Here is a 12,845-nt window from a genome sequence, read left to right on the forward strand (position 1 = left end):
TGGAAACACTTGGAGAACTCACCAAGATTGCCTGGGCAAAGGACTGCCAGGTGATGATCGAAGGCCCGGGCCATGTCCCCATGCACAAGATCAAGCAGAACATGGACAAGCAGCTCGCAGTGTGCGGCGAGGCGCCCTTCTATACGCTTGGACCGCTGACGACCGACATTGCGCCGGGCTATGACCACATCACCTCAGGCATCGGCGCTGCCATGATCGGCTGGTTCGGCACCGCAATGCTCTGCTATGTCACGCCCAAGGAACATCTTGGCCTTCCTGATCGCAACGATGTCAAGATTGGCGTGATCACCTACAAGATCGCCGCCCATGCCGCCGACCTGGCGAAGGGCCATCCGGCAGCAAAAGTCAGGGATGATGCCCTTTCCCGCGCGCGCTTCGAGTTCCGCTGGGAGGACCAGTTCAACCTGTCGCTCGATCCCGAAACGGCTCGATCCTTCCACGACCAGACCTTGCCCAAGGTGGCACACAAGGTGGCACATTTCTGCTCGATGTGCGGGCCGAAATTCTGCTCCATGCGTATCTCTCACGACATCCGCGCCGAGGCACAGAAAGAGGGCATGGCGGCAATGGCGGCGAAATATCGCGAAGGCGGCGATCTCTATATGCCTGCTGACGAGACCGGCATCCCGCTCATGCCGCAGGCGCCGGAACCGTCATGAGGGTGCTGGTCAAAGGGGCCGGCGTCGCCGGCCTCACCGCCGCCTTCGAACTCGCCGCCCGCGGCGCGACGGTCACTGTTTTCGAGACAGGGCCTACCCTTGGCGGCAGTGCGTCGTGGTTCGCCGGCGGCATGCTGGCGCCATGGTGCGAGCGCGAAAGCGCCGAGCAGTCCGTGCTCGACCTCGGGCGCAACGCCGCGGACTGGTGGGATGCGGCGACGCCTGACCAGGTGACACGGGCAGGAACACTGGTCGTGGCCGCGCCGCGCGATGCGGGCGAGCTCGACCGGTTCGCCAGCCGCACCTCGGGTCATCGTTGGATCAATGAAGAGGAAATCGCGCAGCTGGAGGCCGACTTCGCCGGTCGATTCCGGCGCGGGCTGTTCTTCCCCGATGAGGCTCATCTCGACCCACGCCACGCGATCGCAGCCCTTCATGACAAGCTCGCCGCCATGGGTGTCGAATTCCACTTCGGCACCGACGCCCAGCATGTTTCCGGTTTCGATCGTCAGATCGACTGCACGGGGATGGCAGCAGCCGATGACAGGCTGCGCGGCGTTCGCGGCGAGATGCTGGTCCTGCGCACGCCTGAGATCGCGCTGTCGCGCCCGGTCCGGCTGCTGCATCCGCGCTTTCCGCTCTACGTGGTGCCGCGCACCGACCACCGTTTCATGGTTGGCGCGACGATGATTGAAAGCCAGTCCGCCGGGCCGGTCACGGCGCGCTCCATGATGGAGCTTCTGAGCGCCGCCTATGCCCTCCATCCGGCCTTTGGCGAGGCCGAGATCGTTGAAACCGGTGTCGGCGTCCGTCCAGCCTTTCCCGACAATCTGCCGCGTGTAGAGGCGTGCGGAAGAACCGTCGCAATCAACGGGCTTTATCGCCATGGCTTTCTTCTTGCGCCCGCCATGGCGCGGCTGGCGGCCGAAATTGTCTTCAGTCACCACAAACCCGTGGAGCTTGCTCATGAAACTGATGGTCAACGGCAAAGCGCATGAGGTTGCCGCCACCACGCTGGCGGAGCTGCTTGCTGCGCTCGACTATGAGGGCGATTGGCTCGCCACTGCCGTCAACAGCGACCTCGTGCACAAAGCCAACCGGGCGGAATTCCAGTTGAGCGACGGCGACCGGATCGAAATCCTCTCACCCATGCAGGGAGGCTAGACCATGTTCGAGCTTTATGGAACCGAGCTTCCGTCGCGTCTGCTTCTCGGCACCGCTCAATATCCTTCGCCGACCATCCTTGCCGAGGCAGTCAAGGCGTCGGGCACGTCGGTGGTGACCGTCTCCTTGCGGCGTGAGATGGCGGGCGGCAGGGCTGGCGAAAAATTCTGGTCGCTGATTCGCGCACTCGGCACGAGAATCCTGCCCAACACCGGCGGCTGCCACTCCGTCAAGGAAGCGGTCACCACCGCGAAGATGGCGCGCGAAGTGTTCGGCACGAGCTGGATCAAGCTCGAAGTGATCGGCAACCACGACACGCTGCAGCCGGACGTGTTCGGCCTGGTCGAAGCGGCGCGCATCCTGTGCGAGGACGGTTTTGCGGTATTCCCCTATACCACCGACGACCTTGTTGTCGCCGAGCGGCTGCTTGCGGCGGGCTGCAAGGTCTTGATGCCGTGGTGCGCACCGATCGGTTCCGCCCTCGGGCCGATCAACATCATGGCGCTGCGCTCGATGCGCGGACATTTCCCAGGCATCCCGCTGATTGTGGATGCAGGGCTCGGACGGCCGTCGCACGCGGCGACCGTGATGGAATTGGGCTTCGACGCAGTGCTCCTGAACACGGCGGTCGCCAAGGCGGCCGACCCCGTCGGCATGGCGCGTGCGTTCGGCAAGGCGGTCGAAGCCGGCCGTGAAGCCTTCCTTTCCGGAATGCTCGAACCGCGCGACGTCGCGGTGCCATCGACGCCGACCATCGGCAGAGCAGTTTTTTCATGAAGCTCGATCCCTTCTACCTGATCGTCGACAGCGCCGCCTGGATCGAAAGGTTGGCGCCGCTCGGCGTCAAGCTGGTTCAGCTTCGCATCAAGACCATGGACGAAGCCGGATTGCGCGCTGAGATCCGCACAGCGAAGGCCTTGTGCGCTCGATACCGGTGCCAGCTCATCGTCAACGACCATTGGGGCCTGGCAATCGAGGAAGGCTGCGATTTCGTGCATCTCGGCCAGGAGGATTTGCAGACCGCCGACCTCTCGCGGATACGGGCAGCCGGCGTGAGGCTCGGACTGAGCACCCATGATGATATCGAACTGGAAACGGCCATGGCCGCCGAGCCCGAGTACATCGCGCTCGGCCCCATCTACCCAACCATCCTGAAGACGATGAAATGGGCCCCGCAAGGGCTCGAACGGATCAGCGCGTGGAAGCGCCGCGTCGCACCGATTCCATTGGTCGCCATTGGTGGGCTCAACCCTGACCGGCTCGACGGTGTCTTTGCGGCCGGTGCGGACAGCGCGGCGGTGGTCACCGACATCACGCTCAACGACGACCCCGAAGCGCGCACGCGGGAATGGATCGAAAAGACAGGCCGATGGCGCTGAGGCGAGACCCTTATGTGCTTGTCGTCGGTGGCTCGGACTCCAGCGGGGGTGCCGGAATCGCGCGCGATATTGAGGCGATCTCTTCGATTGGCGTGCGAACCTGCCTGGCTGTCACCGCGCTAACGGTGCAGACACACAAAGCCGTCATGGAAATCCATCATTCGCAGCCCAGTCTGGTGGCCGATCAGATGCGCGCCGCGCTGCAGGCCAACACGGTGGCAGCCATCAAGATCGGCATGCTCGCAACGGCCGAGATCGTTGTTGCCGTTGCCGGCGTGCTGCGCGAAAATCCGCGGGCGCCCGCAATCCTCGACCCCGTGCTCGCCTCGACCTCAGGCCGGGCGCTTCTTGAAGCCGATGCCGTCGCCGTCATGAAGCGTGAGCTGATGCCGCTTTGCCGCCTGGTCACACCCAATCTCATCGAGTTGGCGCTCCTTGCCGGCGCGGAGCAAGCGGTCGACGAAGATGGCGCGGTCAGGCAAGGCCAGGAACTCTTGGCCGCCAGCGCGCAGGCCCTGCTGATCAAGGGCGGCCATGCGACGGGACCCAGATCTACAGATATCCTGTTGCGTCACGAACAAGAACCAATCGGCTTCGATATGCCCCGCCTTGCCGCATCAATGCGCGGGACGGGATGTATGCTGGCCAGTGCGACTGCGGCACATCTGGCGAAAGGGAGATCACTTGAAAACAGCGTGCGCGACAGCAAGCTGTTTGTGTTCGAGAAGCTGCAAGCCGAAAACAGCGAGTGACCGTTTTGCGGCGCTTTGCCGATCACGCCGTAAAGGCTGACGAGCGACCTCCCTTCTCCAACAAAGCGAGCCGAGAGGGCTCGCAGGGAGCGAAAGAACTCGCGTATCCTTTTTTCGCGGTCCGCTGAAAAGTCTTCAGCCTAAACATGACTATTGTGGTTTGCCTGTCGTATTTCCGAACGCCATTGCACTGTAGAGTGACCGAACCTCATCGCGTGCGTGGCACGGAAGGCTGTCGTACAAGCTGAGGCACTACAAGACGGCACAGACCGTCACGCTCTTCAAAGAAGAATATTCTCCAGGGGATCGTCATCAACGATCCGGCGGTCGGGAGGCCCGCCCGGCAAAAAGAGGGCGATGGCTATGATATGGTTGGGGACGAGATGGCATGGTTTGCGTCATGCACCTCCAAAATGGCAGGCCGGTCCCGGTACCGAGACGCCGTCGCGAGATTTTCGCGGCCGTGGTGGCTTCGCCGTTTGTCGTCCGCAGGGCGATGTGCGTAGCAGATGAGTGTGGCATCTGCCAGCGAAAGGGCATAGCGGCCTCCGCAAAACGGCGGCGGCTATAAAAGCGCAATCGATGCGAATTTCGTGATGACCACCGTCCTGTCTTCGGCGTGATTCTACGGGATGCCGCCAGTTTCCGCGCGTCCCGGCTCAGACTGCTCGTCGGTAAGTCCAGAGCTGATTTTGATCACCGGCGACAAAGGTCCGTAGGTGATCTGAATCACCGGTCTGCCAGCGGGTATGCGGGCCAGCAAATCCTCGAGCAGGCCAACACGCTGTTCCATCGGAAAGCTCAACAACGGCACCGCACTTATGACACAGTCGAACTGCTCCCCGCGCCGTTCGGCCAGCACTTCTCCGAGCGCAAACGTATCGCCCAATCGAAAATCCACGCCCGGAAAGCGTCGCGTCAGGCGCTGATAGAAATCCTTGGAATATTCGACCGAAAATGCGGCTTTGATGCCTCTTTCCAGGATTGCCTTGGTGATGACGCCAGTTCCGGCGCCAAGTTCAAGAACCGGCAATCCGGATGCCGGATTAATGACGCTTGCCATACGACGCCCGGCATGAACGGACGTTGGCATCAGCGCGCCCACTCGCTTCTTGTCCTTCTGCCAGCCCTTGAAGAATTGCACTTCTTCTTCAAATTTTCTGGCGAGGCGCTCCTTCAATCGAAAGACCATATCCACTCCCTGCTACGGCTATTTGTCTGGGCCATGTTGACGACGCACGTTTGTCCAAGCCTTGCGACTGCTCAATCATGCGGCACGGATGCGGAAGGTATGGCGGTTTTCATGACCTGGTGAACAACCACTGTTGGCGCACCTTCGGCTCGGCGGCGCTGATCGCTTTCGTAGCTTTCGCGGGTGCCGCCCACAACAGTGACGGCCCTCATGCACTACGAATCAAAGGGTCAAGATGCGTTCTTGGCCAAGCGAACCTTTAAACCAGGCACATTCCTGAATTCAAAACATGTCTCTCCATAACTGTATCCAATCTACAATTGCTTGACAACGGGGGTTTTGAGGTGGTTTGTTCCAGCAGTATCGTTAACAACGATATGTGGGAGGATTTTTCGTTGAACGTCCAAAAATTGCCGCGCCGCAAGCCAGAGGGACCTGAGATTCTGCGTCTCGAAAATCTTTGCATTGCGGCGAGGTCTGATGACAGCCGAGTGGCAACGTCAATCATAAACGGCGTCAACCTGTCGCTACGACGTGGGGAAGTAATAGGCCTGATCGGAGAGTCCGGGGCGGGAAAATCGACCATTGGACTGGCTGCGCTTGGATATACCCGCCCTGGCTGTGAGATCACGGATGGAAAGATTCTATTCGACGGCATGGATCTCCGGACCCTCAACGGGGAGCAACGAAGACAGGTACGGGGGCATCGAATCGCCTATATCGCCCAGAGCGCAGCGGCAGCGTTCAACCCCGCGAAGCGCCTTTATGATCAGGTGTGCGAGGGCCCTGTCCGTCACGGACTGATGAGCTATGAGGAGGCAAAAGCCCAAGCAGTGCAACTCTTTCGCGAATTGGATCTGCCTTCGCCGGAGACGTTTGGCGAGAGATATCCCCATCAAGTTTCTGGAGGTCAGTTGCAGCGAGCAATGGCGGCCATGGCCATGTCATGCCGTCCTGATATCCTGGTTCTGGACGAGCCGACCACTGCGCTTGATGTAACGACGCAAATTGAAGTCCTCGCGTCGATCCGGAGGGTGATCCGCGAGCATCAGACGGCCGGCCTCTATATCACCCATGATCTCGCTGTCGTTGCTCAAATCGCGGATCGCATCGTCGTGCTTCGCAACGGCAATATGGTCGAAGAGGGTGAGACAGAGCAAATACTGAGCCAACCGCGCGTCGAATACACGCGAGCCCTAGTCGCAAATCGGACAAACGTAGCTCAGGAAAGCGAGCGCGCAAGCGAGGCTACTCCGCCCGTGCTTGAGCTCCGAAAGGTCACCGCGAGTTATGCGCAAAACGTTCGCGTGGTAGAAAGCGTTGATTTGTCGGTGGGCAAAGGAGAAACGGTCGCGATCGTAGGCGAGTCCGGAAGCGGAAAAAGTTCCTTAGCTCGCATCATCACAGGGTTGCTCCCAAGTGAATCCGGCAAGATCATATTTGAAGGCTCCGAAATCCCGCCTGCCCTTGGCGCACGGAAAGCCGACCTGCTGCGACGCGTTCAAATGATCTACCAGATGCCCGACGTCGCGCTTAATCCACGCCAACGGGTTAGCGATATTATCGGCCGCCCGCTTTCGTTTTATCTGGGTTTAAGTGGGGTGAAACTGCGCGACCGAGTTGCACAGCTGTTGGAAGACATCGGGTTGTCCTCTGATTTCGCTCGACGCTATCCGAGCCAACTCTCCGGAGGTCAAAAACAGAGAATTTGCATCGCTCGCGCCTTAGCCGCAGAACCAGATCTCCTGATCTGCGACGAGGTAACCTCTGCACTCGACCCCTTGGTCGCAGAGGGCATCCTCGAACTTCTTCGGCGATTGCAACGCGATCGCGGCTACGCGTATCTATTCATAACTCACGACCTCGGCACCGTACGGCGCATCGCGGATCGGGTCGCAATCATGCTGAAGGGCCAAATAGTGGCGCAGGGTGCATGCGCACAGGTCTTTTCCGCGCCAATGCACCCCTACACCGAACTATTGCTTTCGTCGGTCCCGGAGATGAACACCAATTGGCTGGATGACGTCCTTGCAGGTCGCGTTCTGGAATCCTCTCTGTCATGACAATGGCACGTCAATCGTTGTTAAGGAACTCGCTCTCAAACGATAGCCGCGCCGTTGGCGGTGGAAGGCAGTAAGACGACACGGAGTGGACTCCTTATCGACCGCACTTGCGTTGCACGACCATTAACTGTATCCAATCTACAATCGTGACAGCCATACGTGTGTGTAGACGTCGCTGTTGGTCCAGGAAAACTCTGGTTATCTCATGGTGATGCATCCTTATTACGTTGAAGCCATGTCAGAAAAATTGACGCTATGTGAGGTATCCCTTCGGAGAAAATGCAAAGAATACACAAAACAGCTGGTTTACTACATAGAGCCAGCAGGGAACGGCGCGAGTGCGCTTAATATAACCTCCGCGTGGAGAAACTAGGGGAGGGCACGCGAATGAAGGCATTCCCAGCATTTACGGCACAACGGTCAGGTAACCTGTCGGTCGTTTCTATCATCGTTCAACGAATAGCGACGGGTCTACTAACTTTGTGGGTCGTTTCATTATTGATATTTGCTAGCACCGAAATCCTTCCGGGAGATGTTGCCAGCGCCATCCTCGGACAGCATAGAACTCCAGAGGCCGAACTTGCCCTGCGGCATGAGTTGGGTTTAGATCGCCCCGCGCCAGTGCGCTATGTTGAATGGCTTTCCCGCTTCGTCCAGGGAGATATCGGCAGGTCGCTGATCAACAAGCGGGACATGGGCCCGGAAATCCGTGAGCGGTTTGGGAACACTATGTTCCTCGCTGGCATCGCGGCATGCATCGCCGTTCCTTTGTCAATATTGTTTGGTTTGATTGCCGCGGTACGTCAGAACGGTTTGTTTGATCGCGTAATTAGCATGTTTACGCTTTTCACCGTATCAGTGCCCGAGTTCTTCGTGGGTTACGTTCTGATTATCGTATTTGCTGTCAAACTCGGTCTAGTGCCAAGTCTGTCGATGGTCGATAGTGACATGGCACTCGGTGCTCGTCTTCAAGCCGTCACCCTTCCCGTCGCCACACTCGTGCTTGTCGTGCTCGCTCACATGATGAGGCAGACGCGGGCTGCTGTCATTGGGGTATTGTCCAGTCCTTTTATCGAGATGGCAATTCTCAAGGGCATCCCATGGTGGCGTATTGTCCTGGAGCATGCGCTGCCAAATGCCCTCGCCCCGATAATCAATGTGGTTGCGATCGCGCTTGCTTGGCTAATTGTCGGCGTCGTGGTGGTGGACATCGTGTTCGTCTATCCGGGCATGGGCCAACTTATGGTCGATGCGGTGTCCAACAGAGATATTCCTGTCGTTCAAACATGCGGATTGATCTTCGCGAGCGTCTACGTCGGGTTCAATATGATCGCTGACATGTTGGCGGTGATAAGCAACCCGCGTCTTCGTCATCCGCGTTGAAGGGATTAAGCAAAATGAGAATTTTTGGGCGTCAAATTCCGGCCGGCGCGATCTTAGGAGCAGCCATCGTCTTCATTAACATATTGGCAGTTTTATTGGCACCAACCATCGCTCCTTCTGGCGAAGCTGATATGGTTGGCGCGGTGTGGGCACCGCCGAGTAGCGAGTATTGGCTTGGACTAGACAACCTTGGCCGGGACATCTTTTCGCGTTTGTTGTTCGGAGGCCGAACAACAATCGTACTAGCTCTGGTTATCACGCTTCTGTCGTGTTCGATCGGTGTGGCGACCGGCTTCGCAGCAGCGGTGAAAGGGGGGTGGGTCGACACGGTGCTGAGTCGTTCGGTTGACGCCCTTTTGGCGATACCCGGGCTGATCTTTTCGCTTGTGATACTCTCCGTTTTTGGAAGCTCGGTTCCGGTATTGATCATTACCATCGCTGTTCTTAGTTTCCCTGGTGTTTTCCGGGTTAGTCGCGCAGTTGCCCTTGGTATCGCCGCCATGGATTATGTGGAGGTGGCCCGGCTTCGCGGTGAGCGTCTTCCTTGGATCATGCGAAGTGAGATCCTGCCCAATGCTATGCCTTCACTGATGGCAGAGTTTGGCCTACGGTTCTGCTTTGCATTGCTTTTTGTCGCTGCGCTTAGCTTTCTCGGTCTAGGTATCCAACCTCCCTATGCCGACTGGGGCGGAATGGTCCGCGACAATGCCCAAGCAATCAATTTTGGCAGCCTCGCTCCTCTGATTCCGGCGTTTGCCATCGCGCAGCTAACCATCGGGGTAAACTTGGTTGTTGATGGCTTCCTTCCGAGCCACGGACGAACTCGAGGCGATTGAGTTGACTCTCGGCGCCTATTTCAAAGATCGATATCGAGCACTTTTATCTATCGGGGTCCCAGGTCAAAGTCCTGCGGACCCATGAGTTCAGATTCTTTGACCAGCGACTGCAGCCCCCGAACGGCGATCGCTCACAGGTAGGCCGGTTCACCGCAGAAAGTCGACTGTGTTGCGTTCTCGAGCAAGCTAATCCTCCTTCGTTGGCCGAGATCGCACTCATGTCGAGGTGGGTGCCCAATCTTAGTCGTGCAACGCACGCTCACTAGCCGTTGATAAACTTCCAGAACAATAAGTACGCAGTTCATCCAAGCATTTCGTCCGCAGACGTCAATGCCAGGCTGCCCCGCCTTCCAACAAGCGCCAAACAAATCGGACCCCCTACGATCACGTCTCGGGGCTACTGTATCCAATCTACAAACGCTTGACTATTGGATCCCAACAAGGTACCGTGAATGATGCCACTAAGGGTTTAAGCAGCAGAGGCAACACATTGGACGCAGCAGAAATTCACCGCGATTCCATAATCATCGACGCGGTGGCGCCGCTTCTCGACCGGAAGAATTATGTAGACGCCTATATCTCCGGTAGCGCTACGTGTGTAGCTCCGACGATTGCAAGCGGCACTGACACGCCTGAATTCGCGTTAAAGGCTATTGGCCGATGGCTAAGATTTATTCGCTCGCGACAGGATCTCAGGCTGGTTCTTAAAGCTTCGGACATCGAGGAAGCAAAGCGCGACGGCCAGATGGGCATACTGTTCCATTTTCAGGGCACTGGCCCTTTCAAAACGGATCTTGACCTCACTGAAGCTTTCCAAGCCCTGGGCGTGCGAATGGTGCAACTGACGTACAACAGGAAAGATTACGTTGGGGATGGGTGCGAGGAAGAATTTGATGGAGGGCTTAGTAAATTTGGCAAGAATCTTATTCGGCGCTTAAACGAGAACAAGATAATCGTCGACTGCACTCACACCGGCTATAGAACAACTATGGATGCGCTTTCACTAACAACGCAACCGGCCGTTTTCTCTCACTCAAATTCAGCCTCAATTTTCCCGAGCAGGCGAAACATACAGGATGACCAGGCACGAGCTGCCGCAGCGACAGGCGGGTTGGTTGGCGTGACGGCCGTTCCGCAGTTTGTCGTGCCCGCCAATGGTGGGCCAGCGCGGCCATCACTTGACGATCTGATCGCCCATATTGACCACTTCGTCTCACTGGTAGGGACCGATCACGTAGCCTTGGGGCTGGACTACTGGTGGGGCACGCTTCCTTTCTCGGATATCAGCACCGTTATTCGTGAATGGGAGTATTATGTTGGAATTGGCGATTGGGATCCGGAGGCCTATCCGCGCCCGCCGCATTACAACCCGCCCGAAATCGACACGCCCGAAATGCTCCTAGGCCTGACTAAAGGGCTCCTTAGACGCGGGTACACGGAAGACCACGTCCGCAAGGTGCTCGGCCTGAACTGGCTTCGCGTGTTCCGAGAGGTCTGGGGTGAATGAACCTGGGCTGGATGAAAGCGGTGGATTCAACTCAAGCCCGTCTAGGGTAATTGAGCGTCGCGAGCGTCATTTTTCGCTACGAGCGCGATTGGGCCAGACAGGTCTACGGATCAAGAAAAAGCACCGTCCTCAGTCGGTCAAAAGTTGAAACCGTAGAGCAGAAGGGGAATGAAATGGTCGATAATTCTAGCGCATACAACAACCTCACCAGGCGGCGGTTTTTGCATTCGAGCGCAGCTTTGGGTGCAGGGGCGGCGCTTGCAACGTCTGTGCTGCCCACGTTTGCTGCTGCCCAGACGCCCACCAGAGGAGGTAAACTCGTGGTGGGCGTAAAAGGCGGCTCGACCGGCGATCCATTAGATCCGCTGCTTATTCCATCGCAGGCTGCTGCTTACGTAACTTATCAATATGCAAACTGGCTTGTCGAGCGCAGTGTCAACAATGAGTTGAAAGGGGATCTCGCCGAAAGCTGGGAGCCAAGCGAGGGTGGCAAGAAGTGGACGATCAAGCTCAAGCAAGGCGTCAAGTTCCACAACGGCAAAGACATGACCTCAGAAGATGTTGCTTACTCGCTTAACCGCCACCGCGGGACCGACTCAAAGTCACCTGCTCGGCCTTTGATGAAGCAGTGGGACGACGTCAAAGCGGATGGACCACATCAAATTGTAATTTCCCTGAAGGAGCCGGATGTTGGTCTGCCCTATCTGCTCACCTTTATCCATCTGGTTATCCAACCCAAGGATGAAGATCCGAATAAGGGTATTGGCACCGGACCCTTTGTGCTCGAGAAGGCTGAGCCAGGCAAGCGATACACATTTAAGAGGAACCCAGCTTACTTCAAGCCAGATACTGTCTGGTTCGATGAGTTGGAAGTCCTGATCATCAACGATGACACTGCACGTATTTCTGCCCTCCTTTCGGGAAGCGTGCACATCAGCACAGAAGTAACGCCGAATTTGGTGGCTCAGATAAAGAACGCTCGCAATTTTAATATCGTGAGTTCAGCAAATTCCAAGTTCTACTATCTCACGATGCTGATTGATCAGCCACCATTTGATAATCCTGACTTACGGTTGGCTCTAAAGTACGCTGTTGACCGTGAGATGATTCTGAAGGGTGTCTTGGCCGGATACGGCGAGATTGGCAATGATCATCCGGTCAATTCCGCTTATCCGCTGCATCCTACTGATATTCCGCAGCACAACTACGACGTCGACAAGGCCAAATACCACTATCAGAGGTCTGCAAATAGCGCACCGATTGTTCTCCATACAGCGGAAATATTTCCCGGCGCCGTCGACATGTCGGTAATGTTCCAACAGAGCGCCGCCAAAGCCGGCATTCCCATCGAACTGAAGAGAGAGCCGGTTGATGGTTGGTGGGATAACGTATACTTGAAAGCTCCCTTCCAAGTCTCCTATTGGGGCAGTCTAACAACCGAAGACCAGGCCTTATCGCTGCCATTTGCGAGCGACGCGCCTTGGAATGATTCGCATTGGCGCAAGTCCGAATTTGACGATCTGCTCACTCGAGCGAGGGGCGAACCAAACGAACAGTCGCGGAAATCTTTATATCGTGACGCATGTTTGCAGATACACGATAATGGCGGCCATATCACCGTCATGTTCCCTCAAGATATTCAAGCGATTTCAAGCAAGGTGAAGGGGTTTGTCGGCTACCCATTTGGCGAAAACGCTCAGAACACGCAGCACTGCTGGTTTGGATCTTAGGATTTAACAGAGCGAAAGCCACCCGGTGTCGGATTGGCGAGTCTTCGCCAGTTTGGAGCTAAAAGGCTGATCGCAAGCTCAATAGCTGTACCTTCCCCACACGCGGCCGCGTGGGCCGTCACTAGTGCGCAGTGGTCGGCCAAGAGGCAGAGAATACCC

12 protein-coding genes are annotated in these 12,845 nt (G+C 57.1%); 11 read left to right on the forward strand and 1 reads right to left on the reverse strand.

Annotated elements, in window-relative coordinates:
* The 6 genes from CK227_RS32845 to CK227_RS32870 form a co-directional block, all read left to right on the forward strand.
* A partial coding sequence (locus CK227_RS32845) for a phosphomethylpyrimidine synthase ThiC (RefSeq protein ID WP_179296566.1) occupies positions 1-680 on the forward strand: 680 nt, incomplete at its 5' end.
* Complete coding sequence (gene thiO, locus CK227_RS32850; RefSeq protein ID WP_095775740.1) at positions 677-1,678, forward strand: glycine oxidase ThiO; 1,002 nt, start codon at positions 677-679, stop codon at positions 1,676-1,678. The genes CK227_RS32845 and thiO, both read left to right, overlap by 4 nt.
* Positions 1,647-1,844, forward strand: coding sequence for a sulfur carrier protein ThiS (gene thiS / locus CK227_RS32855; protein WP_095775739.1), 198 nt, complete (start codon positions 1,647-1,649; stop codon positions 1,842-1,844). Before thiO ends, thiS begins: the two co-directional genes overlap by 32 nt.
* Before the next feature lie 3 nt (positions 1,845-1,847).
* Positions 1,848-2,621: a thiazole synthase gene (locus CK227_RS32860; protein WP_095775738.1), complete on the forward strand. Its 774-nt coding sequence runs from the start codon at positions 1,848-1,850 to the stop codon at positions 2,619-2,621.
* On the forward strand, positions 2,618-3,223 hold the full coding sequence (locus CK227_RS32865) for a thiamine phosphate synthase (RefSeq protein ID WP_095775737.1): 606 nt from the start codon (positions 2,618-2,620) through the stop codon (positions 3,221-3,223). The genes CK227_RS32860 and CK227_RS32865 overlap by 4 nt, the downstream gene beginning before the upstream one ends.
* A complete protein-coding gene (locus CK227_RS32870) occupies positions 3,214-3,975 on the forward strand; it encodes a hydroxymethylpyrimidine/phosphomethylpyrimidine kinase (RefSeq protein ID WP_095775736.1) in 762 nt (253 codons plus the stop codon). Before CK227_RS32865 ends, CK227_RS32870 begins: the two co-directional genes overlap by 10 nt.
* A 625-nt stretch (positions 3,976-4,600) precedes the next feature.
* Here CK227_RS32870 and pmtA read toward each other — a convergent pair.
* Positions 4,601-5,173, reverse strand: a complete 573-nt coding sequence (gene pmtA, locus CK227_RS32875; RefSeq protein ID WP_179296565.1) for a phospholipid N-methyltransferase PmtA — start codon at positions 5,171-5,173, stop codon at positions 4,601-4,603.
* Between the two features lie 389 nt (positions 5,174-5,562).
* Here pmtA and CK227_RS32880 point away from each other — a divergent pair, with 389 nt between their 5' ends.
* The 5 genes from CK227_RS32880 to CK227_RS32900 all read left to right on the forward strand — a co-directional run bounded on the left by CK227_RS32880 (position 5,563) and on the right by CK227_RS32900 (position 12,686).
* Positions 5,563-7,230 (forward strand): ABC transporter ATP-binding protein, encoded by a 1,668-nt coding sequence (locus CK227_RS32880; protein WP_245318364.1) that lies wholly within the window; start codon positions 5,563-5,565, stop codon positions 7,228-7,230.
* Between the two features lie 387 nt (positions 7,231-7,617).
* A complete protein-coding gene (locus CK227_RS32885) occupies positions 7,618-8,613 on the forward strand; it encodes an ABC transporter permease (protein ID WP_095775734.1) in 996 nt (331 codons plus the stop codon).
* Between the two features lie 14 nt (positions 8,614-8,627).
* Positions 8,628-9,449, forward strand: a complete 822-nt coding sequence (locus CK227_RS32890; protein ID WP_095775733.1) for an ABC transporter permease — start codon at positions 8,628-8,630, stop codon at positions 9,447-9,449.
* 490 nt (positions 9,450-9,939) lie between these two features.
* Complete coding sequence (locus tag CK227_RS32895) at positions 9,940-10,956, forward strand: dipeptidase (protein WP_095775732.1); 1,017 nt, start codon at positions 9,940-9,942, stop codon at positions 10,954-10,956.
* Positions 10,957-11,129: 173 nt separating this feature from the next.
* Positions 11,130-12,686 (forward strand): ABC transporter substrate-binding protein, encoded by a 1,557-nt coding sequence (locus tag CK227_RS32900; protein WP_143750557.1) that lies wholly within the window; start codon positions 11,130-11,132, stop codon positions 12,684-12,686.
* The last annotated feature ends 159 nt before the right edge of the window (positions 12,687-12,845 follow it).

The organism is Mesorhizobium sp. WSM4308 (assembly GCF_002294905.1).
Taxonomy (GTDB): domain Bacteria; phylum Pseudomonadota; class Alphaproteobacteria; order Rhizobiales; family Rhizobiaceae; genus Mesorhizobium.

Coding starts and splice junctions, on each gene's coding strand:
- CK227_RS32885 (WP_095775734.1), top strand. CDS start 7,618: ATGAAGGCATTCCCAGCATTTACGGCACAACGGTCAGGTAACCTGTCG.
- CK227_RS32900 (WP_143750557.1), top strand. CDS start 11,130: ATGGTCGATAATTCTAGCGCATACAACAACCTCACCAGGCGGCGGTTT.
- thiS (WP_095775739.1), top strand. CDS start 1,647: ATGAAACTGATGGTCAACGGCAAAGCGCATGAGGTTGCCGCCACCACG.
- CK227_RS32870 (WP_095775736.1), top strand. CDS start 3,214: ATGGCGCTGAGGCGAGACCCTTATGTGCTTGTCGTCGGTGGCTCGGAC.
- CK227_RS32860 (WP_095775738.1), top strand. CDS start 1,848: ATGTTCGAGCTTTATGGAACCGAGCTTCCGTCGCGTCTGCTTCTCGGC.
- CK227_RS32865 (WP_095775737.1), top strand. CDS start 2,618: ATGAAGCTCGATCCCTTCTACCTGATCGTCGACAGCGCCGCCTGGATC.
- thiO (WP_095775740.1), top strand. CDS start 677: ATGAGGGTGCTGGTCAAAGGGGCCGGCGTCGCCGGCCTCACCGCCGCC.
- CK227_RS32890 (WP_095775733.1), top strand. CDS start 8,628: ATGAGAATTTTTGGGCGTCAAATTCCGGCCGGCGCGATCTTAGGAGCA.